The 24,492-nt window shown below is 60.8% G+C and carries 21 protein-coding genes; all 21 read right to left on the bottom strand.

Going from position 1 to position 24,492, the window contains the following annotated elements:
• Positions 1-20: 20 nt before the first annotated feature.
• A complete protein-coding gene (gene ispD, locus Q7F16_RS06425) occupies positions 21-728 on the bottom strand; it encodes a 2-C-methyl-D-erythritol 4-phosphate cytidylyltransferase (RefSeq protein WP_409555902.1) in 708 nt (235 codons plus the stop codon).
• The gene (ftsB, locus tag Q7F16_RS06420) at positions 725-1,003 is read right to left on the bottom strand and encodes a cell division protein FtsB (RefSeq protein ID WP_003184873.1); all 279 of its coding nucleotides are present in this window, start codon (positions 1,001-1,003) and stop codon (positions 725-727) included. The genes ispD and ftsB overlap by 4 nt, the downstream gene beginning before the upstream one ends.
• Positions 1,004-1,174: 171 nt before the next feature.
• A complete protein-coding gene (eno, locus tag Q7F16_RS06415; protein WP_013692387.1) occupies positions 1,175-2,464 on the bottom strand; it encodes a phosphopyruvate hydratase in 1,290 nt (429 codons plus the stop codon).
• 252 nt (positions 2,465-2,716) lie between these two features.
• Positions 2,717-3,562 (bottom strand): 3-deoxy-8-phosphooctulonate synthase, encoded by an 846-nt coding sequence (kdsA, locus tag Q7F16_RS06410; RefSeq protein WP_003198268.1) that lies wholly within the window; start codon positions 3,560-3,562, stop codon positions 2,717-2,719.
• A 4-nt stretch (positions 3,563-3,566) separates the two neighbouring features.
• Positions 3,567-5,198, bottom strand: a complete 1,632-nt coding sequence (locus Q7F16_RS06405; protein ID WP_046065018.1) for a CTP synthase — start codon at positions 5,196-5,198, stop codon at positions 3,567-3,569.
• Between the two features lie 274 nt (positions 5,199-5,472).
• Positions 5,473-6,801 (bottom strand): tRNA lysidine(34) synthetase TilS, encoded by a 1,329-nt coding sequence (gene tilS, locus Q7F16_RS06400; RefSeq protein WP_409555903.1) that lies wholly within the window; start codon positions 6,799-6,801, stop codon positions 5,473-5,475.
• Positions 6,802-6,935: 134 nt separating this feature from the next.
• Entirely contained in the window at positions 6,936-7,883 is a 948-nt protein-coding gene (locus Q7F16_RS06395) for an acetyl-CoA carboxylase carboxyltransferase subunit alpha (RefSeq protein ID WP_046065020.1), read from the bottom strand.
• A 149-nt stretch (positions 7,884-8,032) separates the two neighbouring features.
• Entirely contained in the window at positions 8,033-11,554 is a 3,522-nt protein-coding gene (gene dnaE / locus Q7F16_RS06390) for a DNA polymerase III subunit alpha (RefSeq protein ID WP_046065021.1), read from the bottom strand.
• Positions 11,555-11,749: 195 nt separating this feature from the next.
• A complete protein-coding gene (rnhB, locus tag Q7F16_RS06385) occupies positions 11,750-12,403 on the bottom strand; it encodes a ribonuclease HII (protein ID WP_409555904.1) in 654 nt (217 codons plus the stop codon).
• Positions 12,400-13,530, bottom strand: a complete 1,131-nt coding sequence (gene lpxB, locus Q7F16_RS06380) for a lipid-A-disaccharide synthase (RefSeq protein WP_409555905.1) — start codon at positions 13,528-13,530, stop codon at positions 12,400-12,402. The genes rnhB and lpxB overlap by 4 nt, the downstream gene beginning before the upstream one ends.
• 2 nt (positions 13,531-13,532) lie before the next feature.
• Positions 13,533-14,309, bottom strand: coding sequence for an acyl-ACP--UDP-N-acetylglucosamine O-acyltransferase (lpxA, locus tag Q7F16_RS06375; protein ID WP_018603708.1), 777 nt, complete (start codon positions 14,307-14,309; stop codon positions 13,533-13,535).
• Positions 14,306-14,746 carry a 3-hydroxyacyl-ACP dehydratase FabZ gene (gene fabZ, locus Q7F16_RS06370; protein ID WP_003184897.1) on the bottom strand — a complete coding sequence of 147 codons (441 nt, stop codon included), beginning with the start codon at positions 14,744-14,746 and terminating at the stop codon, positions 14,306-14,308. Before fabZ ends, lpxA begins: the two co-directional genes overlap by 4 nt.
• A gap of 105 nt (positions 14,747-14,851) precedes the next feature.
• On the bottom strand, positions 14,852-15,907 hold the full coding sequence (gene lpxD, locus Q7F16_RS06365; protein WP_046065024.1) for a UDP-3-O-(3-hydroxymyristoyl)glucosamine N-acyltransferase: 1,056 nt from the start codon (positions 15,905-15,907) through the stop codon (positions 14,852-14,854).
• Between the two features lie 3 nt (positions 15,908-15,910).
• The gene (locus Q7F16_RS06360; protein ID WP_003184901.1) at positions 15,911-16,414 is read right to left on the bottom strand and encodes an OmpH family outer membrane protein; all 504 of its coding nucleotides are present in this window, start codon (positions 16,412-16,414) and stop codon (positions 15,911-15,913) included.
• Positions 16,415-16,459: 45 nt separating this feature from the next.
• Positions 16,460-18,835: an outer membrane protein assembly factor BamA gene (gene bamA, locus Q7F16_RS06355; RefSeq protein WP_409555906.1), complete on the bottom strand. Its 2,376-nt coding sequence runs from the start codon at positions 18,833-18,835 to the stop codon at positions 16,460-16,462.
• Positions 18,836-18,909: 74 nt separating this feature from the next.
• Positions 18,910-20,262: an RIP metalloprotease RseP gene (rseP, locus tag Q7F16_RS06350; protein ID WP_041475753.1), complete on the bottom strand. Its 1,353-nt coding sequence runs from the start codon at positions 20,260-20,262 to the stop codon at positions 18,910-18,912.
• 52 nt (positions 20,263-20,314) lie between these two features.
• Positions 20,315-21,505 (bottom strand): 1-deoxy-D-xylulose-5-phosphate reductoisomerase, encoded by a 1,191-nt coding sequence (gene ispC, locus Q7F16_RS06345; protein ID WP_095963146.1) that lies wholly within the window; start codon positions 21,503-21,505, stop codon positions 20,315-20,317.
• Entirely contained in the window at positions 21,502-22,308 is an 807-nt protein-coding gene (locus Q7F16_RS06340; protein ID WP_046065310.1) for a phosphatidate cytidylyltransferase, read from the bottom strand. Before Q7F16_RS06340 ends, ispC begins: the two co-directional genes overlap by 4 nt.
• Entirely contained in the window at positions 22,308-23,063 is a 756-nt protein-coding gene (gene uppS / locus Q7F16_RS06335) for a polyprenyl diphosphate synthase (RefSeq protein ID WP_014336792.1), read from the bottom strand. Before uppS ends, Q7F16_RS06340 begins: the two co-directional genes overlap by 1 nt.
• Positions 23,064-23,076: 13 nt before the next feature.
• A complete protein-coding gene (gene frr / locus Q7F16_RS06330) occupies positions 23,077-23,634 on the bottom strand; it encodes a ribosome recycling factor (RefSeq protein ID WP_003198238.1) in 558 nt (185 codons plus the stop codon).
• Positions 23,631-24,374, bottom strand: coding sequence for a UMP kinase (gene pyrH / locus Q7F16_RS06325; RefSeq protein ID WP_003184915.1), 744 nt, complete (start codon positions 24,372-24,374; stop codon positions 23,631-23,633). Before pyrH ends, frr begins: the two co-directional genes overlap by 4 nt.
• Between the last annotated feature and the right edge of the window lie 118 nt (positions 24,375-24,492).

The raw sequence follows: 24,492 nt of genomic DNA, 5'->3' as shown, positions 1-24,492 counted from the left end.
AAGACGCCTCCACTTCTCGCTTAATGCCGATTCGCCCACCGCTGGCGCAACCACTCCAGATCTTCCGGCCGGGTGACCTTGAGGTTATCGGCTCGCCCTTCGATCAGCCGAGGCGCCTGTCCCGCCCATTCCATGGCGGACGCTTCGTCGGTAATTACCGCATCTGCAACCAGGCTGTCGGCCAAGGCCCGATGCAAGGCGCCGAGGCGGAACATCTGTGGCGTGTAGGCTTGCCAGATCACGCTGCGATCAACGGTTTCCAGCACGCGGCCGTGTTTGTCGACGCGCTTGAGGGTGTCGCGCGCAGGGACAGCCAGCAGGCCGCCGACCGGATCGGTCGCCAACTCGCTGAGCAGTGTGTCCAGGTCGGCCCGGGCCAGGTTGGGCCGGGCAGCGTCGTGCACCAGCACCCAGTCGTGATCGTCGGCGCCCTGTTCGTGCAGGTGCAGCAAGGCATTGAGCACTGAATCGCAACGTTGTTCACCACCGTCGACGCGCTGGATGCGTGGGTCGTTGGCACAGGCCAGGGTCGGCCAGTAGGGATCATCGTGTGCCAGGCTGACCACCACACCCTTGACGGTGGGGTGATCGAGGAAACAGCCGAGGCTGTGTTCAAGAATTGTGCGTCCGCCCAACTGCAGGTATTGCTTGGGACGGTCCGCGGCCATACGAGCGCCAACGCCCGCGGCTGGAATCACGGCCCAGAAGGCCGGCAAACGAATACTCATTGGGCCAACTGGTAGAGGGTTTCGCCCTCCTTGACCATGCCCAGTTCATGTCGAGCCCGCTCTTCAACGGTCTCCATGCCTTTTTTCAGCTCGGTCACTTCGGCGTCCATCACCCGATTACGCTCCAGCAGCGCCTCGTTTTCGGCGTGTTGGTCGGCAATTTGCTGAGTCAGGTCGGCCACTTGCGCCAAGCTGCCATTGCCCACCCACAGGCGGTACTGCAGGCCGGCCAGCAACAGGAGCAAGACAAGAAACAACCAATTGGGACTGCGCATCGAATATCAGGTATCCAGTGAAAAAAGACCGCCATGCCAAACTTTGAAGCGTCTGATAGCACGAAGCCTGGAGAACCCAGGCTTGTGCTTGATAAGGCATCAGATTAGAGGCAAAACCGCCGCCATGGCGATTTTTGCGACCTAACCCGCTGTCTTTTTACCATTTACCGCTTAACCGCGAAACTCGGCGCGACCGTTGTACTTGGCCTTGCCATTCAATTGCTCTTCGATACGCAGCAGTTGGTTGTACTTGGAAACGCGGTCGGAACGGCACAGCGAACCGGTCTTGATCTGGCCTGCCGCAGTGCCCACGGCCAGGTCGGCAATGGTCGAGTCTTCGGTTTCACCGGAGCGGTGGGAGATCACGGCGGTGTAGCCGGCAGCCTTGGCCATCTGGATGGCTTCCAGGGTTTCGGTCAGGGTGCCGATCTGGTTGAACTTGATCAGGATCGAGTTGGCGATCTTCTTGTCGATGCCTTCTTTCAGGATCTTGGTGTTGGTCACGAACAGGTCGTCACCCACCAGCTGGGTTTTCTCGCCGATCTTGTCGGTGAGGATTTTCCAGCCAGCCCAGTCGGACTCGTCCAGGCCGTCTTCGATGGAGATGATCGGATAACGTTCGGTCAGGCCCTTGAGGTAGTCGGCGAAACCTTCGGCGGTGAACACCTGGCCTTCGCCGGACAGGTTGTACTTGCCGTCTTCGTAGAATTCACTGGCGGCGCAGTCCAGGGCCAGGGTCACGTCGGTGCCCAGCTTGTAGCCAGCGTTGGCCACGGCTTCGGAGATCACTTTCAGCGCGTCTTCGTTGGACGCCAGGTTCGGTGCGAAACCGCCTTCGTCGCCAACCGCGGTGCTCAGGCCACGGGCTTTGAGCACAGCCTTGAGGTGATGGAAAATCTCGGTGCCCATGCGCAGGCCTTCGGAGAAGGTCTTGGCGCCAACCGGCTGCACCATGAATTCCTGGATGTCGACGTTGTTATCGGCATGCTCGCCGCCGTTGATGATGTTCATCATCGGCACCGGCATCGAGTAGACACCCGGGGTACCGTTGAGGTTGGCGATGTGGGCGTACAGCGGCAGGTCCTGGTCCTGGGCAGCGGCCTTGGCAGCGGCCAGGGACACGGCGAGGATCGCGTTGGCGCCCAGGGTGGCTTTGTTTTCAGTACCGTCGAGCTTGATCATCGCGTGATCGAGGGCTTTCTGGTCGGCAGGATCCTTGCCCAGCAACAGCTCGCGGATCGGACCGTTGATATTGGCGACGGCTTTGAGCACGCCCTTGCCCAGGTAACGGCTCTTGTCGCCATCACGCAGCTCCAGCGCTTCGCGCGAGCCAGTGGAAGCACCGGACGGCGCGCAGGCGCTGCCGATGATACCGTTGTCGAGAAGCACGTCCGCTTCAACAGTGGGGTTGCCACGGGAGTCGAGAACTTCACGACCTTTGATGTCGACGATTTTTGCCATTGTTGTAAACACTCCAAAGTTGACTAGAACGTTGCAGAAAACTTGCTCACCCTCAGCGGCGATTCAGCCAAAACAGACCGAATGGGAGCGCTTCGCACTCCAGCGGGAGCAAGCTCCCTCGCCACAAGAGCACGGCTTGCCGGCGATGGGGACCTCAAGGACGCCATCGCTGGCAAGCCATGCTCCCACAAGAGCAGTGCGGCCAGCGGGCCAGAGCGATAATCGAGCGGTACTTTACCGGAGAAAACCGCGTTACGCGGTTTCTATCGTCGGAAAACTCTTGACCAGCTCGTCCAACGCCTTGAGCTGAGACAGGAAGGGTTCCAGCTTGTTCAAACGCAAGGCACAAGGACCATCGCACTTGGCGTTGTCTGGATCGGGGTGGGCCTCGAGGAACAGACCGGCCAGGGACTGGCTGATGCCGGCTTTGGCCAGATCAGTGACCTGGGCGCGACGACCGCCAGCGGAGTCGGAACGACCACCGGGCATCTGCAAGGCATGCGTCACGTCGAAGAACACCGGGTATTCGAACTGCTTCATGATGCCGAAGCCGAGCATGTCCACCACCAGGTTGTTGTAGCCGAAGCTCGAACCACGCTCGCAGAGGATCAACTGGTCATTGCCGGCCTCTTCGCACTTGCTCAGGATGTGTTTCATTTCCTGGGGCGCGAGGAACTGGGCTTTCTTGATATTGATCACCGCACCGGTCTTGGCCATCGCCACCACCAGGTCGGTCTGGCGCGACAGGAAGGCCGGTAACTGGATGATGTCGCAGACCTCGGCGACGACCGCGGCCTGGGCCGGCTCGTGGACGTCGGTGATGATCGGCACGCCAAAGGCTTGCTTGATGTCCTGGAAGATCCGCATGCCTTCTTCCAGGCCCGGGCCACGGTAGGACGTCACGGAGGAGCGGTTGGCCTTGTCGAAGCTGGCCTTGAACACATAAGGGATACCCAGTTTCTGGGTGACCTTCACGTACTCTTCGCAGACCTGCATCGCCATGTCGCGGCTTTCCAGCACGTTCATGCCGCCGAACAGCACCATGGGCTTGTCGTTGGCAATCTCGATGTCGCCGACGCGGATGATCTTCTGGGCCATCGTCTTATGCCTTTTTCTGGTGTTGAGCCAAAGCGGCCTTCACGAAACCGCTGAACAACGGATGACCGTCCCGTGGCGTCGAGGTGAACTCGGGGTGGAACTGGCAGGCGACGAACCATGGGTGATCCGGAGCCTCGACCACTTCGACCAGCGCGCCGTCACCGGAACGACCGGAAATTTTCAGGCCGGCTTCGATCAACTGCGGCAGCAGGTTGTTGTTCACTTCGTAGCGATGACGGTGACGCTCGACGATCACATCCTTGGCGTAGCAATCGTGCACCTTGGAGCCGGCTTCGAGCAGGCAATCCTGAGCGCCAAGACGCATGGTGCCGCCCAGGTCCGAGGCTTCGGTGCGTACTTCCACGGCACCGGTGGCATCTTCCCACTCGGTGATCAGGCCCACGACCGGATGGCCGCTGGCACGATCGAATTCGGTGGAGTTGGCGTCTTTCCAGCCCAGCACGTTACGGGCGAACTCGATGACCGCCACTTGCATGCCCAGGCAGATACCCAGGTAAGGCACCTTGTTTTCGCGAGCGTATTGCACGGCGGTGATCTTGCCTTCCACGCCCCGCAGGCCGAAGCCGCCCGGCACGAGGATCGCATCGGCGCCTTCAAGCAGGCCGGTGCCCTGGTTCTCGATGTCTTCGGAATCGATGTAGCGCAGGTTGACCTTGGTGCGGTTGCTGATACCGGCGTGACTCATCGCCTCGATCAACGACTTGTAGGCGTCCAGCAGCTCCATGTACTTGCCGACCATGGCGATGGTGACTTCGTGCTCCGGGTTGAGCTTGGCATCGACCACGGCTTCCCATTCGGACAGGTCGGCGCTGGCGCATTGCAGGCCGAAGCGCTCGACGACGAAGTCGTCCAGGCCCTGGGAGTGCAGGATGCCCGGGATCTTGTAGATGGTGTCGGCGTCTTCCAGGCCGATGACCGCGCGCTCTTCAACGTTGGTGAACTGGGCGATCTTGCGACGCGACGAGATGTCGATCGGGTGATCGGAGCGGCAGATCAGCACGTCCGGCTGCAGGCCGATGGAACGCAGTTCCTTGACCGAGTGCTGGGTGGGCTTGGTCTTGGTTTCGCCGGCGGTGGCGATGTACGGCACCAGTGTCAGGTGCATCAGCATCGCGCGCTTGGCGCCGATTTCGAAACGCAACTGGCGGATGGCTTCGAGGAACGGCTGGGACTCGATGTCGCCCACGGTGCCGCCGATTTCGACCATCGCCACGTCGGCATCGCCAGCACCCTTGATGATGCGGCGCTTGATTTCGTCGGTGATGTGCGGGATGACCTGGATGGTCGCGCCCAGGTAGTCACCACGACGCTCCTTGCGCAGCACGTGTTCGTAGACACGGCCGGTGGTGAAGTTGTTGTTCTGGGTCATGGTCGTGCGGATGAACCGCTCGTAGTGGCCCAGGTCCAGGTCGGTCTCGGCGCCGTCGTGGGTGACGAACACTTCACCGTGCTGGAACGGGCTCATGGTGCCCGGGTCAACGTTGATGTACGGGTCCAGCTTGAGCATGGTGACCTTAAGTCCCCGCGCCTCCAGGATGGCCGCCAATGAAGCCGAGGCAATGCCTTTCCCCAATGAAGAAACAACACCGCCCGTGACGAATATGTAGCGCGTCATGAAAAACCCTAGAAGTCTGCGTTAAAGCGGTCCGAGCCGCCGGGGAAAGCGAAGGAAGGCCGAAGCCCCCGATCACCTGCATTAATCACAGTGCACCTTTCAAAAAAACCGCCGCGTTGGGACAGACCGGAAGTGAAATCACCGGTACGTTGCTCGCTACACATTTTTTGGAATCGCCCAGCAAAGACTGCTTGGTAATCGGCAACTCCTGCAATTCAGGCGAATCCACAGAAGTTGTATCAAGAAGGGAGCGTAGTCTACCGGAAAGCCCCTTTCAGCTCAAACCCAGATCTTGGCTTCCTGGCGTCCAGATCAATTGCCAACTGCCATCAGCCTGTGCATCGAGCCCGGCCAGGTTGGCCACCGCCAGTAATTGTTGGCCCTGATAGAGCAGCGGCAATCGGCCGCGAACGAACGCCGGCACGCCCTTTTCATTGAGTAAACGCTTGAGGTCGCGATGACCACGCCCCGCTAACGCCAGCACCTCGCCGCCTTGACGATAGCGTACGCAAAGCGGTCCCGCAGGCGGCGTACCGCTAAGCATCACGCGACCGTTGTCCGGCAAGCTCAGCGCAACCGTCGGATCGGCCCAGTCGACGGCGCCTGGCAGCGAACATAGCCAGTGGTCGGATAACCACCAGACCCGCCCGGCGGCGCGGTGCAACTCACCACCGGCCAGTCGCCAGATCGGCCGGGCATCATCGGCGGCATCGCGCAGCGAGTCCCAGCCCGACCAGTGATCGCTGTCGGGCAGCAGGGTCATCGGCGCCAGCCAATGGCTCAAGGCGTTGCGCTGACGGGCCGGCGACAACACCCGCAAAGGCGCCAGCGCCAGGGATTGCAGCCCAAGCCAGTCGAACGCGCCCGCGGTCGCGGCCTGGGCCAGGTCGATCCGCGCCAAGTCATCCAGCAAGCCTTGGGCTTCGCCCATGTGCGCAGCGCTGCGCGCCAGGGTCGCCGAGGCTTGCGGCCATTGCTCGGCCAGCACTGGAAAAACCCGCTGGCGCAGGTAATTGCGCGCGTACCGGTGGTCGTCGTTGGAGGGATCTTCGATCCAGCTCAAGCCGTGCTGCCTCGCATAAGCTTCCAGCTCCACACGGGACACATCGAGCAACGGTCGCAGCAGATGCCCTCGGCCCAAAGGACGCTGCCGCGGCATTGCTGCCAAGCCCTTCACCCCCGCTCCCCTTAGCAGGCGAAACAGCAGGGTTTCGGCCTGGTCATCGCGATGCTGGGCGGTAAGCAGCACTTCATTGCTGTGGATCGCCGCGACAAAGGCCGCGTAACGCGCTTCCCGGGCAGCGCGCTCGACACTGGCACCAGGGCGCACTTGCACACTCACCACGTCCAGCCGCACGCCCAGGGCCGCGCAGACCGAACGACAATGGTCCGGCCACGCCTCAGCCACCGCCTGGAGGCCGTGATGCACATGGATAGCGCTCAATGCGGGCAAGGAGTGGTGTTGCGAAAGGGTCGCGAGCAGGTGCAGCAGGACGGTGGAGTCGAGGCCGCCGGAGAAGGCGATGCGCCAGGTGGCGGCGTTGCGCCAGGGGAGCATGTGCTTGAGGAGCCGGGTTGGCAGATCAATCGTGGGCTGATTCATCGCAACTGCCTTCACACAAATCAAATGTGGGAGCGAGCTTGCTCGCGATAGCGGTGTATCAGTCAACTTATCTGTTGAATGTTAACCCGTCATCGCGAGCAAGCTCGCTCCCACACAGGGGTACAGCGCTTGAATCAGAGGCCGTAGCTCATCAACCGCTCGTAGCGACGAGCCAGCAGCGCTTCGTTGTCGAACTTCTTGAGCATCGACAGTTGCGTGCTCAGCTCGGCGCGGATCAGTGCCGCTGCCGCAGCCGGGTCGCGGTGAGCGCCGCCGACTGGCTCGTTGATCACTTTGTCGACGATGCCCAGGCCTTTGAGACGCTCGGCGGTAATGCCCATGGCCTCAGCGGCATCCGGCGCCTTCTCGGCGGTTTTCCACAGGATCGAGGCGCAGCCTTCCGGCGAGATCACTGCATAGGTGGAATACTGCAGCATGTTCAACTGGTCGCAGACGCCAATAGCCAATGCACCGCCGGAACCACCTTCGCCAATTACAGTGGCGATGATCGGGGTTTTCAGGCGTGCCATGACGCGCAGGTTCCAGGCAATCGCTTCGCTCTGGTTGCGCTCTTCGGCGTCGATGCCCGGGTAGGCGCCCGGCGTGTCGATGAAGGTCAGGATCGGCATCTTGAAGCGCTCGGCCATTTCCATCAGGCGGCACGCCTTGCGGTAGCCTTCCGGACGCGGCATGCCGAAGTTGCGGCGCACCTTCTCGCGCACTTCACGGCCTTTCTGATGGCCGATAACCATCACCGGCTGGTCGTCCAGGCGGGCGACACCGCCGACGATCGCGGCGTCGTCGGAGAAGTGACGGTCACCATGCAGTTCATCGAACTCGGTGAAGATGTGGTCGATGTAGTCCAGGGTGTAGGGACGACGTGGATGACGCGCCAGGCGGGCGATCTGCCAGCTTGTCAGCTTGCCGAAGATGTCTTCGGTCAGCGTGCGGCTTTTGTCCTGCAGACGAGAGATTTCATCGCCGATATTCAGCGAATTGTCATTACCGACCAAGCGCAACTCTTCGATCTTGGCTTGCAGGTCGGCGATCGGCTGTTCGAAATCTAGAAAATTCGGGTTCATAGGCGTCCGTCTTGGGTCGACGTCCAAGAGAGCTTGGGCCGGCCGGTTGTCTATTCGCGCCTACCTTAAGGGAGAGGCGCGTTCAGGTCGAGATTAAAAATTCGGGTCGAGATCAGGGGTATTCCGGTTTCAAGAATGACCCCTGGCCGTCAACGGTATTGGAGGAAGACGTTGTCTTTGCCGAACTGGTCACGCAAGGCTTGAATCAACGCATCCGCCGGATCGATTCGCCAGCCTTCGCCGAACTGCAACACAGCCTTGGCATCGGGGCGAACATACTCCATGGTGATCGGGCAGGCACCGCGATGGCGCTTGAACAACTCACCCAACCAACGTAGCTGATCGCCCTTGAGATCCTGGGTCTGCAGCTTCAGGCGCAGGCTTTCGGCCAGGTTGGTACGGGCATCTTCCATGCTCATCACCCGCTTGACCCGCAGCCGCAGGCCACCGGAAAAGTCATCGTTGCTGACCTCGCCTTCCACCACCACCATCGCGTCGGTCTGCAACAGCGACTGCGCCGAGTGGAACGCATCGGCGAACAATGAGGCCTCGATGCGCCCGGAGCGGTCGTCGAGGGTGATGAAGCCCATCTTGTCGCCTTTTTTGTTCTTCATCACCCGCAGGGCGATGATCATGCCAGCGACGGTTTGCGTGTCGCGCGCCGGCTTGAGGTCGATGATGCGCTGACGGGCGAAGCGGCGGATCTCACCTTCGTATTCGTCGATCGGGTGACCGGTGAGGTACAGGCCCAAGGTGTCTTTCTCACCCTTGAGGCGCTCCTTGAGGGTCAGCTCCTTGGCCTTGCGATGGTTGCCATAGACATCGGCGTCTTCTTCGACGAACAGCCCGCCAAACAGGTCGGCGTGGCCGCTGTCATGGGTACGGGCAGTCTGTTCGGCGGCCTTGATCGCCTCCTCCATCGCCGCCAGCAACACCGCGCGGTTGCGGTCGATGTTGGCCTGGTAGGCCTTGGGCTCATCCTGGAAGTAAGGCCCCAGCCGGTCCAGGGCACCACTGCGGATCAAACCGTCGAGGGTGCGCTTGTTGATGCGCTTGAGGTCAACCCGGGCGCAGAAATCGAACAGGTCCTTGAACGGCCCGTCCTGGCGCGCTTCGGTGATGGCTTCCACCGGCCCCTCGCCCACGCCCTTGATCGCGCCCAGGCCATAGATGATGCGGCCTTCGTCGTTCACCGTGAACTTGAACTCCGAAGCGTTCACATCCGGTGCGTCGAGGCGCAGCTTCATGGTCCGCACTTCTTCGATCAAGGTCACGACCTTGTCGGTGTTGTGCATATCCGCCGACAGTACCGCGGCCATGAACGGCGCCGGGTAATGGGCCTTCAGCCACGCAGTCTGGTACGACACCAGGCCATAGGCGGCGGAGTGGGATTTGTTGAAGCCGTAGCCGGCGAACTTTTCCACCAGGTCGAAAATGTTACCGGCCAGGTCAGGGTCGATGCCGTTGGTCGCGCAACCCTCAATGAAACCGCCGCGTTGCTTGGCCATTTCCTCGGGCTTTTTCTTACCCATGGCCCGGCGCAGCATGTCCGCACCGCCGAGGGTATAACCGGCCATGACCTGGGCAATCTGCATCACCTGTTCCTGATACAGGATGATGCCGTAGGTCGGTGCCAGCACCGGTTTCAAGCCTTCGTACTGATAATCCGAGTGCGGGTAGGCCAGCTCAGCGCGGCCGTGCTTACGGTTGATGAAGTCATCCACCATGCCCGATTGCAAAGGGCCCGGACGGAACAGGGCCACCAGTGCGATCAGGTCTTCCAGGCAGTCGGGCTTGAGCTTTTTGATCAGCTCCTTCATGCCCCGGGACTCAAGCTGGAACACCGCTGTGGTTTCGGCTTTTTGCAGCAGGCTGTAGGTCGGCTTGTCATCCAGCGGGATGAAGGCAATGTCCAGCGGTTCTTCGCCGACCTTGGCCCGGTCACGGTTGATGGTTTTCAGCGCCCAGTCGATGATGGTCAGGGTCCGCAGGCCGAGGAAGTCGAACTTCACCAGCCCCGCCGCCTCGACGTCATCCTTGTCGAACTGGGTCACCAGGCCGTCGCCTTCTTCGTCGCAATAGATCGGCGAGAAGTCAGTCAGCTTGGTCGGCGCGATCACCACGCCCCCGGCGTGCTTGCCGACGTTACGCACCACGCCTTCAAGCTTGCGGGCCATCTCCCAGATTTCCGCAGCTTCTTCGTCGACCTTGATGAAGTCCCGCAGGATTTCTTCCTGCTCGTAGGCCTTCTCCAGGGTCATGCCGACTTCGAACGGAATCATCTTCGACAGACGATCCGCCAAGCCGTAGGACTTGCCCTGCACCCGCGCCACGTCGCGCACCACCGCCTTGGCGGCCATGGAACCGAAGGTGATGATCTGGCTCACGGCGTTGCGGCCATATTTCTCGGCCACGTAGTCGATCACCCGGTCGCGACCGTCCATGCAGAAGTCGACGTCGAAGTCGGGCATGGATACCCGTTCCGGGTTGAGGAAACGTTCGAACAGCAGGTCATATTCCAGCGGGTCGAGGTCGGTGATCTTCTGCACATAGGCCACCAGCGAGCCGGCACCCGACCCACGGCCTGGGCCCACCGGCACGCCGTTGTTCTTGGCCCACTGGATAAAGTCCATCACGATCAGGAAGTAACCGGGGAAGCCCATCTGGATGATGATATCCAGCTCGAAATTCAACCGGTCGACATAGACCTGGCGCTTGGCTTCGTAATCTTCAGTCGTGTCCTTGGGCAACAGGACGCTGAGGCGATCCTCCAGGCCGTCAAAAGACACCTTGCGAAAATATTCGTCGATGGTCATGCCATCGGGGATCGGGAAGTTGGGCAGGAAGTGCTTGCCCAGTTTCACTTCGATGTTGCAGCGCTTGGCGATCTCGACGGTGTTTTCCAGCGCCTCGGGCAGGTCGCTGAACAACTCGGCCATTTCCTCGGCGCTCTTGAGGTATTGCTGGTTGCTGTAGTTCTTCGACCGCCGCGGATCGTCAAGGGCCCGGCCCTCACCGATGCAGACGCGGGTTTCGTGGGCTTCGAAGTCTTCCTGCTTGATAAAGCGCACGTCGTTGGTCGCCACCAGCGGCGCGCCGATCTTGTCGGCCAGGGCCACGGCGGCGTGCAGGTGCTCTTCATCATTGGGACGATTGGTGCGCTGCACTTCGATGTAGAAGCGATCCGGGAACACCGACATCCAGTCACGGGCCAGGGTCTCGGCTTCCTCGGGGTTGCCACTGAGCAGGGCCAGGCCGATTTCACCTTCCTTGGCCGCCGACAGCATGATCAGCCCTTCGCTGGCCTCGGCCACCCACTCGCGTTCGATGATGATCGAGCCGTTGCGCTGGCCGTCGATAAAACCACGGGAGATCAGCTCGGTGAGGTTGCGATAACCCAGGGCGTTCATCACCAACAGGCTGATACGGCTCAGCGGAGCGTCCGGGTCCTTGTTCGACAGCCACAGGTCGGCGCCACAGATCGGCTTGATCCCGGCGCCCATGGCGGCCTTGTAGAACTTGACCAGCGAACACATGTTGTTCTGGTCGGTGACCGCCACGGCAGGCATGTTCATGCCCACCAGGGTCTTGACCAGGGGCTTGATCCGCACCAGACCGTCGACCAGGGAGTATTCAGTGTGCAGGCGTAGATGAACGAATGAAGCCGGCATAGTGATCCTGCGTTAAGTCATGAAAACAACAAGGCCCGGATTGTACCGGGCCTTGGGTAAAACATCAGCCAGCAACCCATGCTCTTGAGGATTGAACCCGTGGCGAGGGAGCTTGCTCCCGCAGGGCTGCGCAGCAGCCCCCTTCTTATGGGCGCTTCGCACCCAAGCGGGAGCAAGCTCCCTCGCCACGATGAATCAGGTGAACCCTTCGCTTTCGATCAAGCTATCACGGGCCTCATAAGCCAGCCGCACCGGGGCGAACGACCGCCGGTGGATCCGCGTTGGCCCAAGGCGCGCCAGGGCTTCGAGATGAACGGGGGTCGGGTAACCCTTGTGGCCGCCGATGCCATAGCCCGGGTAAATCAATTCGAAGGCGGCCATTTCCCGGTCACGACTGACCTTCGCCAGGATCGAGGCCGCCGCAATGGCCGGCACCTTGGCGTCGCCCTGGATCACCGCTTCGGCGCGCATCGACAGTTTCGGGCAGCGATTGCCATCGATCATCGCCAGTTTCGGCGTGATGTGCAGGCCCTGCACCGCACGCTGCATGGCAAGCATGGTGGCGTGCAGGATATTGAGTTCATCGATTTCTTCGACTTCGGCCCGGGCGATGCACCAGCTCAGGGCTTTCTCGCAGATCTCGTCGTAGAGCTTTTCGCGACGGGCTTGCGTGAGCTTCTTCGAATCATTGAGGCCCAGGATCGGCCGCTTCGGGTCGAGAATCACCGCGGCCGTCACCACCGCGCCGCACAACGGGCCGCGACCCACCTCATCGACACCAGCAACCAGATCTTCCACTTCGGCGACCAGGTTGAAATCCAGGCCCATCTGTAGCTTTGAGTTGCTCATGGTTTTGCGCCAATCAGGGTCAGTACCGCGTCAGCCGCCTGGTTGGAAGCATCACGACGCAAGGTACGGTGGATTTCGTCAAAGCCCCGAGTCTGTTCCTCGCCGCCGTCAATCAAGGGCAACAGCGTGGTGGCCAGCGCCTCGACGGTCGCATCATCCTGCAGCAGCTCCGGCACCAACAAGCGCTGGGCCAACAGGTTCGGCAAGGACACGTAGGGGCTCTTGACCATGCGCTTGAGGATCCAGAACGTCAGTGGCGCCAGGCGATAGGCGACCACCATCGGGCGCTTATACAACAGCGCCTCAAGGGTAGCAGTGCCGGAGGCAATCAACACGGCATCGCAGGCCGCCAACGCTTCGTGGGAACGACCGTCGAGCAGCGTCACCGGCAAATCGCGGCCCACCAGCAGCGCTTCCAACTGGGTGCGACGCTGCGCACTGGCACACGGCAGGACAAAACGTACACCGGGGCGCAGCGCCCGAAGGCGTTCGGCAGCGTCGAAAAACAGACCGCCCAGGCGACTCACTTCGCCGCCCCGACTGCCGGGCATCAAGGCCACCAGCGGCCCATCGGGCAGGCCCAACGCCTGGCGAGCCGCATCGCGGTCGGCTTCCAGGGGAATGGTATCGGCCAGGGTGTGCCCGACAAACCGCACCGGCACGCCCTTCTCTTCGTAGAACTTGGCCTCGAACGGCAGCAGCGTCAGCATCAGGTCGCAGCCTTCGCGAATCTTGAGCACCCGCTTCTGCCGCCAGGCCCAGACCGACGGGCTGACGTAATGCACGGTCTTGATCCCGGCCTGACGCAACTTGAGTTCGATATTAAGGGTGAAATCCGGCGCATCGATGCCGATGAACACATCCGGTTTTTCGTTGATCAGGGTCTGGATCAGCTTCTTGCGCCGGGCCAGCAGCTCGCGCAGGCGACCGAGCACTTCCACCAGCCCCATCACCGACAGGCGTTCCATCGGAAAATAGGACGTCAGGCCCTCGGCCTCCATCAACGGCCCGCCAACCCCAATGAATTCGACGGCGGGATGCTGCGCCTTGAGCGCGCGCATCAGACCGGCGCCCAGAATGTCACCGGAAGCCTCTCCCGCCACCAGTGCAACACGCAAATTAGCCATGGTCAGCGAGTGATGCCGCGGGTCGAAGACTGGATGGAATCGCGGAAGATCGCGACTTCCGGGTATTGCGCTGAAGCCTCGGCCAGTTCGGCGAGTGCCTGCTCGACCGTCAAGCCCTGGCGATACACGACCTTGTAGGCGCGACGCAGCGCCGTAATCGCCTCTTCGCTGAACCCACGACGGCGCATGCCTTCGAAGTTCATGCTGCGGGCTTCGGCCGGGTTACCGAACACCGTGACATAGGCCGGGACGTCCTTGCCGATGGCGGTGCCCATGCCAGAGAAGCTGTGGGCGCCGATATGGCAATACTGGTGCACCAGGGTGAACCCGGACAGGATCGCCCAATCATCCACATGCACATGGCCGGCCAGCGCGGTGTTGTTGACCAGGATGCAATGGTTGCCAATCACGCTGTCATGGCCGATGTGCGCGTAGGCCATGATCAGGTTGTGGTCGCCCAGGGTTGTTTCGCAGCGATCCTGAACGGTGCCACGGTGAATCGTCACGCCTTCGCGGATCACGTTGTGATCGCCGATGACCAGACGGGTTTCTTCACCTTTGTACTTGAGATCGGGCGTGTCCTCGCCTACCGAAGAAAACTGGTAGATGCGATTGTGTCGACCAATCCGGGTCGGTCCCTTGAGAATTACGTGAGGACCGATCACCGTACCCTCGCCGATTTCCACACCTGCGCCGACGATCGACCACGGGCCGACCTCGACATCGGCGGCCAAAACGGCCGTCGGATCGATGATTGCGCGAGGGTCAATCAAACTCATAGCTTGCGTTCCGCACAGATGATTTCAGCGGAGCAGACTGGCTTGCCATCGACCGAAGCCTGGCATTCGAATTTCCAGATCTGGCGCTTGCAACTGATGAACTTGGCTTCGAGGATCAACTGATCACCCGGGGTGACTGGCTGGCGGAAACGCAGCTTGTCGGAACCGACGAAGTAATAGAGCGTGCCGTCGGCAGGTTTTACGTCGAGCATTTTGAAACCAAGGATCCCGGCAGCCTGAGCCATTGCCTCGATGATCAGCACGCCCGGCATGATTGGATGCGCGGGGAAGTGACCATTGAAGAACGGCTCGTTGATGCTGACATTCTTGTAGGCGCGAATGCGCTTGCCTTCAACGTCCAGGTCCACCACCCGATCCACCAGCAGGAACGGGTAACGGTGAGGCAGGTATTCGCGAATCTCGTTGATGTCCATCATTTCGGGGGGAAGCCTATGTAAAGATTGGGAGCGCACGAGTGACGCGCACTCCGCTAGCAAATCAAGATGCCCTAACGGCTGTGCACACTTGATATGGAAATGGTATCAGCCATCTGATGAAGCATTACCGCCAGGGGTCACGTCCCCTACACGCTTTTCCACCTGTTTCAGGCGACGCGCGATGTCGTCGAGCTGGCGTATACGCGCCGCGCTCTTGCGCCATTCGGCTGCCGGCTGCATGGCCGTACCGGAAGAGTAGGCACCTGGCTCGGTAATCGAGTGGGTCACCATGGTCATCCCGGTCAGGAACACGTTGTCACAGATATCGATATGGCCCACCAGCCCCACGCCACCGGCGAGCATGCAATGCTTGCCGATTTTGGTGCTGCCGGAGATGCCCACGCAGGCGGCCATGGCGGTGTGGTCACCGACCTGGACGTTGTGGGCGATCTGGATCTGGTTGTCGAGCTTGACGCCATTGCCGATGACCGTGTCGGCCAGGGCGCCGCGGTCGATCGCGGTGTTGACGCCGATCTCGACGTCGTCGCCAACGGTGACGCCGCCGATCTGGGCGATCTTTTGCCAGATGCCTTTCTCGTTGGCGAAACCGAACCCTTCGCCGCCCAGCACTGCGCCGGACTGAATCACTACCCGCTTGCCGATGCGCACATCGTGGTACAGGGTGACCCGTGGCGCCAGCCAACCGCCTTCGCCGATTTCGCTGCGCGCGCCAATGACGCAATGGGCACCCAGCGTGACACCGGCACCGATTCGGGCCGCGCTTTCGATGACCACGAATGGGCCGACGCTGGCTGTGGGATCAACCACGGCATCTGCCGCGATCACTGCGCTGGGATGAATACCTGCAGCCGATTTCGGCTTGGGATCGAACAGATGGGAAATGCGGGCATACGCCAGGTACGGATCGGGCACGATCAGGGCATCGCCGACAAACCCATCGGCATCAGCTGCCTTGAGCAACAGCGCGGCCGCCCGGCTGTCAGCCAGGTACTTGCGGTATTGAGGATTTGCCAGAAAGCTCAACTGAGCTGGGCCAGCCTCTTGCAAAGTGGCTAGCCCAGTAATTGCCTTCTCCGGGTCGCCACGCAGGGTGGCGCCGAGGAACTCGGCCAACTGGCCGAGCTTGATAGTCGCTGTCATGGATTACTTCAGCTGATTCATGCGCTCGATCACCTGGCGCGTGATGTCGTATTGAGGCTTGACATCAATTACTGCGCCACGCTCGAACACCAGGTCAAAACCACCTTTCTTGATGACTTCTTCCACAGCGCTGTCGAGTTTCGGCTTGAGTTGCTTGAGCATTTCGCGGTCGGCAACAGCTTTGGCTTCGTTCAGCTCCTTGGACTGGAACTGAAAGTCACGGGCCTTTTGCTTGAACTCAAGCTCCAGACGCTCGCGTTCACCCTGGGCCATCTTGTCGCCACCGGCCACCAGACGATCCTGAATGCCCTTGGCGCTGCTTTCCAGGCCCTTGAGCTTGGTCAGTTGCGGACCGAATTTCTTCTCTGCATCCACTGCGTATTTCTTCGCCGCATCGGATTCCAGCAGGGCCATCTGATAATTCAGTACGGCGATCTTCATGTCGGCAAAAGCCGGACCTGCGACCAGTACGGTCGCCAGGAGAACCAATTGAGTCAACTTACGCACGATGCACTCCTACAAAATCCATTGTCGTTGTCATGGGTCAGACGCTTAGAACGTCTGGCCGAGAGAGAATTGGAACACTTGGGTTTCAGCGTCATCCGGTTTCTTGATCGGCATCGCCAATGCGAAGCTCAAGGGGCCCAGTGCGGTAACCCAGGTCACGCCCACACCCACGGAACTGGCCAGGTTGCTCAGGCTGATGTCGTTGCACTGTGTGTTGGACTTGGTGCCGTTGGCGTTGGTGGTATCACTGCAACTGGAGTCGAAAACGTTACCCACGTCCCAGAATACCGAGGTACGCAGGGAGCGTTGATCCTTGACGAACGGCATCGGGAACAGAACCTCGAGACCACCCTGGATAAGGACGTTGCCGCCGAACGGCAGTGGATCCTGGTCCGGGTCGCGAACGGTGCCTGGATTGTTGCCCTGACTCGGAGTACTGCGCGGACCAAGGGTACTGTCCTTGAAACCACGTACCGAGTTGAAACCACCCGCGTAGTAGTTCTCGTAGAACGGCAGGCCGTCGGTCGAACCGTAGCCGTCACCATAGCCCAGTTCAGTATGCAGGCGCATGGTGTAGTTGTCGGTCAACGGCTGGAACAGCTGGCCGCGGTAGTCGAGTTTGAAGAACGACAGGTCACTGCCAGGCGTAGTTGTTTCCAGCACCAGACTCTGGGAATGACCACGGGTCGCCAGCACACCTTTGTTCAGGGTCGACTCGGACCAGCCGGCAGAGGCCTTGAAGTTAAGGTAGCTGTCGCCTTCTTTCTCAACGAAGTCAAATATCTCATCAACGGTGTATATACCAGTGTTGATCTTGTCCTGCTGGGCAGTCAGACCGAACGTCAGGCGCGAAGTCTCGCTGATCGGGTAGCCCACGTTGGCGCCGACACCGTAGCTGTCCACCGCATAGCTGGAGATATCAGAGTCCAGCTCGTCATAGTCAGTGGTGCGATAGAAGGCGTTGTAGCCCAGGCTCACACCGTCTGCAGTCCAGTAGGGGTCCACGAAGCCGAAGTTGTAGCGGGTCTGGTATTCACTGCGGGTCAAGCCGATGCTGACCTTGTTACCGGTACCCAGGAAGTTGTTCTGGGTGATCGAACCACCGAGGATCAGGCCGGCGCTCTGGGCGAAACCGACGCTGGCGGTGATCGAGCCGGAAGCCTGTTCTTCGACGCTGTAGTTCACATCGACCTGGTCATCGACGCCCGGCACGGCCGGGGTCTCGACGTTGACTTCCTTGAAGAAGCCCAGGCGCTCCAGGCGAGTCTTGGACTGGTCGATCAGGTAGGTCGACGCCCAGCCACCTTCCATCTGGCGCATTTCACGGCGCAGCACTTCGTCTTCGGACTTGGTGTTGCCACGGAAGTTGATGCGGTTGACGTAGGCACGCTTGCCCGGATCCACGGCGAAGGTGATGTCGACGGTGTGGTCTTCATCGTGCGGCTGTGGCACGCCGTTGACGTTGGCGAAGGTGTAGCCCTCGTTACCCAGGCGACGGGTGATCAGTTCGGACGTGGTGGTCATCAGCTTGCGCGAGAACACCTGGCCCTTCTGCACCAGCAGCAACGACGTGACCTGGTCTTCAGGGACCTTCAGGTCACCGCTGAGTTTGACGTCACGAACGGTGTACTTGTCGCCTTCGTTGACGTTGACGGTGATGTAGACGTGCTTCTTGTCCGGGGTGATGGACACCTGGGTCGAAGCGATGTCCATGTTGATGTAGCCACGGTCCAGATAGTAGGAACGCAGGCGCTCCAGGTCACCGGAGAGTTTTTCACGGGCGTACTTGTCGTCGTTCTTGAAGAACGACAGCCAGTTGGTGGTCTTGAGTTCGAACAGGTCGATCAGGTCTTCATCAGGGAAAACCGTGTTGCCCACCACGTTGATGTGCTGGATGGCCGCCACGGTGCCTTCGTTGATGTTGACCTTCAGGCCGACGCGGTTGCGCGGCTGCGGCACCACTTCGGTGTCGACAGTGGCCGAGTAGCGGCCCTGGGCAACGTACTGGCGTTGCAGCTCGTTACGTACACCTTCGAGGGTGGCGCGCTGGAAGATCTCGCCTTCGGCCAGCCCGGATTGCTTGAGGCCCTTCATCAGGTCTTCAGTGGAGATCGCCTTGTTGCCTTCGATCTCGATACTGGCGACAGAAGGACGCTCGACAACCGTGATCACCAGGACATTGCCGTCACGGCCCAGTTGGATATCTTGAAAGAAGCCGGTCTTGAACAGCGCACGCGTGGATTCCACCAGGCGCCGATCATCCGCCTGCTCGCCGACGTTCAACGGCAAGGCACCAAAGACGCTACCCGCGGAGACCCGCTGGAGGCCATTGACGCGAATATCAGAGATAGTGAAGGACTCGGCGTGAACTTCGGCGATCATCAATACGGTGAGAACCGCAGTTAGCAGCAGACGTTTCATGAAGTCCTTTCTTATTCCAACTGGCAATAAACAAACTGCCGCAAAATGCGGCAGATTCGCAATTCAGCGAAGCGTTACAGACGACCCAGATCGTTGACGAGGGCAAGCAACATGACCCCGACCACCAAGCTGATACCGATCTGTATCCCCCAACCTTGCACCCGATCCGACAAGGGACGACCACGCGCCCACTCGATCAGATAAAACAGCAGATGCCCCCCATCCAGTACCGGGATGGGCAGCAAATTCAGAACCCCCAGGCTAATGCTCAGATAAGCAAGGAAATTCAGGAAATCAGCAACGCCCGACTGGGCAGAAGCGCCCGCCACTTTAGCAATGGTTATCGGTCCACTCAAGTTTTTTACCGAGAGCTCGCCGAACAACATTTTCTTGAGCGAGTCCAGCGTCAGGATGCTCATGGTCCAGGTACGCCGCGCACCCTCGCCAATCGCCGCCACAGGGCCGAAACTGACCTCGCGGATCATTTCCGGCGGCCAGTCGACCGCCTTGACACCTGCACCCAGGTAACCGGTCGGCGCCTTGCTCTCGCCACGGGCGGCCAGGGTCACCGGGACGTCGATTGGAGCCCCCTCGCGCTCGACGCGAAGCACAATTTTGCTATCAGGACGTACGCGAACCGAATCGACCACCTGCTGCCAGTCAGTGACCGGCTGGCCGTCGAGCGCCAGCAACCGATCGCCGGTCTTCAGGCCTGCGGCGTGGGCCGGGCCTTTCGGATCGAGCTCGGCGAGGATCGGCGGCAACGCCGGACGCCATGGCTTGATCCCCAGGGAACGGATCGGATCCGGCTCATCGGCACCCTTGAGCCAGTTGTCCAAGATCAGTTCGCGAGGCGAATCCACCGTGGAACCCTGCTCGCGCACCATCAATTGCAACGAACCGCTCTCACCCAGGCGACGTACCAATTGCAGATTGACCGCCGCCCAGCCGGACGTCGGCTCCCCATCGATGGCAACGATTTCCTGCCCGGCACCCAGCCCGGCACGGGCGGCAACGCTGCCGGCCTCTACCCCACCAATGACCGGACGCACCTGCTCGCTGCCCAGCATGGCCAGGCCCCAGAAAAACACCATGGCCAGCAGGAAGTTGGCAATCGGTCCCGCCGCGACGATGGCGATACGCTGACGGACGCTCTTGCGATTGAAGGATTGATCGAGCTGGTCGGCCGGGACTTCGCCTTCGCGCTCGTCGAGCATCTTGACGTAGCCGCCCAGCGGGATGGCCGCCACGACGAACTCGGTGCCTTTCTTGTCGTGCCAGCGCAGCAAGGGCATGCCAAAGCCCACGGAAAAACGCAGGACCTTGACGCCACAGCGCCGCGCGACCCAGAAATGACCGAATTCGTGAAATGTGACCAACACCCCCAAGGCAATCAGGGTGCCGACAATCATATAGAGCGCGCTCATCTGTTTTCTCCGCAATCCTGTCCAGGGCAACCCTGGCTAACGTATCGCAGCTTCAACGCCCGTGGCGCTGCAGCCATTGGCCCGCCAACTCACGAGCCCTGGCATCCGCCGTAAATACCGTATCGAGGTCATTGACCGAAACCACGGCCTCGAGATTCAAGACTTCCTCGATGATACTCGCGATCTCGAGGTAACGGACACGTCCATCGAGAAACGCTGCAACCGCCACTTCATTGGCGGCGTTAAGCATCGCCGGGGCACTGTTGCCCGCCTCGGCCGCCTGACGCGCCAGGCGCAGGCAGGGGAAACGCTGCTCATCGGGCGCCTGGAAATCCAGGCGAGCGATGGCGAACAGGTCCAGCGGGGCAACACCCGAGTCGATGCGCTCCGGCCAGGCCAGGGCATTGGCGATCGGGGTCCGCATGTCTGGATTACCCAACTGGGCCAGCACCGAACCGTCGACGTAGTCCACCAGGGAGTGGATCACGCTCTGGGGATGAATCACCACCTCGACCTGGGCTGGCTTGGCATCGAACAGCCAGCAGGCCTCGATCAGCTCCAGCCCCTTGTTCATCATGCTGGCCGAATCCACGGAAATCTTGCGCCCCATGGACCAGTTCGGGTGTGCACAGGCCTGCTCGGGTGAAACATGCACCAATTCTTCCAGCGGTGTCTGCCGGAACGGACCGCCGGAGGCTGTCAGCAAAATCCGCCGAACCCCTACCGCGCCCAGTCCACGGGAAAAATCCTGCGGCATGCATTGAAAAATCGCATTGTGCTCGCTGTCGATGGGCAGTAACACCGAACCGCTTTTGCGCACAGCTTGCATGAACAGCGCGCCGGACATCACCAGCGCCTCTTTGTTGGCCAGCAGAATCTTCTTGCCGGCTTCCACCGCCGCCAGCGTCGGGCGCAAGCCCGCCGCACCGACGATGGCCGCCATCACGGCGTCGACTTCGGGGTCGGAAGCCACTTGGCAGAGGCCCTCCTCCCCCACCAGCACGCGGGTTTGCAAACCGGCTGCGCGCAGATCGTCCTGCAACCCCCGCGCCAGGCCAGCCTCAGGCACCACGGCAAACCGTGGCGTGTGGCGTATGCACAGCGCCAGCAATTCACTCAAGCGCGTGAAACCGCTGAGGGCGAACACCTGGTAACGCTCCGGGTGCCGACCAATGACGTCCAGCGTACTCAGGCCGATCGAACCGGTCGCACCAAGGACCGTGATCTGCTGGGGGCGACTCACGATGCCGCCATCCACAACAGCACGGCAAAGACCGGGATCGCAGCAGTAAGACTGTCGATGCGATCCAGCACGCCACCGTGACCGGGCAGCAGGTTACTGCTGTCCTTGATCCCGGATTGACGCTTGAACATGCTTTCGGTCAGGTCGCCGACCACCGATACAAAGACGATCAGGGCGGCGCCAATCAGGCCCATCAGCAATTGCGCGACCGTCCAGTCCCGCACGAAACCGACCACAGTGGTGATCACCAGGCTCAAGACCAGCCCACCATAGACGCCTTCCCAGCTCTTGCCGGGACTGACTTTCGGTGCAAGCTTGCGCTTGCCGAAGGCCTTGCCGGAAAAATAGGCGCCGATGTCGGCACCCCAGACCAGCACCATCACGGCCATGATCTGCCAGTTGCCCAGCGGGCCTTGCTTGATCCAGATCAGCCCCTGCCAGGCCGGCAGCAGGATCAACAGGCCGATCACCAGCTTGGTCGCCGCGTTGGCCCAATGATGGGTAGTCCGCGGATAGGTCAGGACCAGGAAGGTCGCGGTCGCCCACCACAGCACCGCCGCACCCAGCACCCAAGGCCCGAGGCCAGGCACCACGTACATGATGAACAGCATGGCCGCCACGGCCGCTGCGTAGGCCACGCGCGCCGACTGCGCAGGAAAACCCGCCAGCCGTGCCCACTCCCACGCCCCCAAGGTCACGACCAGCCCGATGAACAGCGCAAAACCGGCACCTTTGAGCAGGAAGAAACCACCCAGGGCGATGGGCAACAGGATCAAGGCAGTGATGATTCGTTGTTTAAGCATTAAACCCGGGCTCCAGCTTCGATCTGCTCGCTCGTTTTACCGAAGCGACGCTGACGGGAAGCGAAATCGGCCAGCGCAGTGCGCATGGCTTCGTGTTTGAAGTCCGGCCAGAACAGGTCGGAGAAGTACAACTCGGCATACGCCAGCTGCCAGAGCAGGAAGTTGCTGATGCGATGTTCGCCACCGGTACGGATGCACAGGTCCGGCAACGGCAGGTCGCCGGTCGCCAGGCAGGTCTGCAGCAGCTCCGGCGTGATGTCTTCCGGGCGCAAATGCCCGGCCTGGACTTCTCGTGCCAGCCGCTGGGCGGCCTGGGCAATATCCCACTGACCGCCATAATTGGCGGCGATCTGCAGGACAAACCGGTCACTGCCCGCCGTCGCGGCCTCAGCTTCGCGCATCGCAGCCTGCAACTCAGGATGGAAGCGCGAGCGATCACCGATGATCCGCAAGCTGATCTGATTCTCGTTGAGGCGCTTGGCCTCGCGACGCAGGGCCTTGAGGAACAGGTCCATCAAGGCGCTGACTTCATCGGCCGGACGCTGCCAGTTCTCGCTGGAGAAGGCGAACAGGGTCAGCACCTCGACCCCTGCCTCGGCGCACACTTCGATGACCGCACGAACCGCATCGACCCCCGCCTTGTGCCCGGCGACGCCAGGCATAAAGCGCTTCTTGGCCCAGCGGTTATTGCCGTCCATGATGATCGCCACGTGGCGCGGCACCGCGAACGGCACGGCCTGCTTGGTCTTTTCCATGAAAACGAGACCCTTATACGGCCATCAGGTCTTTTTCTTTCTGCGCCAAATCCGCGTCGATCTTAGCCACGTACTTCTTGGTCAGGTCGTCGATCTCGCCAGTGGCACGACGCTCCTCGTCTTCGCTGATTTCCTTTTCCTTGACCAGATCCTTGAGCTGGCTGTTGGCGTCACGACGAATGTTGCGCACGGCAACACGGGCGTCTTCAGCCACATCACGAGCCTGCTTGGTGAAGCCCTTGCGGGTCTCCTCGGTCAGGGCCGGCATGGAGATCAGCAGCAGCTCACCCAGGTTGGTCGGGTTCAGGTTCAGGCCGGCACTGCCGATGGCCTTGTCGACTGCGCCCAGCATGTTGCGCTCGAAGGCCACGACCTGCAGGGTACGCGCGTCCTTGACGGTGATGTTGGCCACTTGCTTGATCGGGGTATCGGAGCCGTAGTACGGCACCATCACGCCTTCGAGGATGCTCGGGTGCGCCTGGCCGGTGCGGATGCGACCGAAGTTGTGCGCCAGGGATTCCAGGGATTTCTGCATGCGCTGTTCAGCGTCTTTCTTGATTTCGTTGATCATTGTTGAGCTTCCTCGATCAGTGTTCCTTCGGCGCCGCCATGGACGATATTCAGCAGGGCACCGGGCTTGTTCATGTTAAAGACGCGCAGCGGCATCTTGTGGTCGCGGCACAGGCAGATAGCCGTCAGATCCATTACACCCAGCTTGCGATCCAGCACTTCATCGTAGGTCAGATGATCGAACTTCTCGGCATGCGGGTCCTTGAACGGGTCAGCGGTATAGACGCCATCGACCTTGGTTGCCTTGAGCACGACATCGGCATCGATCTCGATCGCTCGCAGGCAGGCGGCCGAATCCGTGGTGAAGAACGGATTACCGGTACCGGCGGCAAAAATCACCACTTCCTTGGCATTGAGGTGGCGCATGGCTTTGCGGCGGTCGTAGTGGTCGGTCACGCCTACCATGGAAATGGCCGACATCACGATGGCCGAGATATTGGCACGCTCCAGCGCGTCACGCATAGCCAGGGCGTTCATCACAGTGGCCAGCATGCCCATGTGGTCGCCCGTGACCCGATCCATGCCGGCCGCGCTCAGCGCCGCGCCGCGGAACAGGTTGCCGCCGCCGATGACCAGGCCGACCTGAACGCCGATCCCGACCAGCTGGCCAACTTCCAGGGCCATGCGATCCAGCACTTTCGGATCGATCCCGAACTCTTCCGAGCCCATCAGGGCCTCGCCGCTAAGCTTGAGTAGAATGCGTTTATAGCGAGCCTGATAACCACTGCCCTGCTGAGCCATTGCGAATCTCTCCTGCGGCGTATTTTCGAAAATTCTTTGCAAGCTGTTTTCAGCCTGCGTTCACTCTAGCTTGACGCTGACACAGCGCCATCGGAACACGGCTTTGTAAGCCAGTTCC

Source organism: Pseudomonas sp. Lb2C2, assembly GCF_052112205.1.
Taxonomy (GTDB): domain Bacteria; phylum Pseudomonadota; class Gammaproteobacteria; order Pseudomonadales; family Pseudomonadaceae; genus Aquipseudomonas; species Aquipseudomonas kilonensis.
The sequence above is the reverse complement of the archived record's forward strand: the minus strand, read 5'-3'. Positions and strand labels throughout refer to the sequence as shown.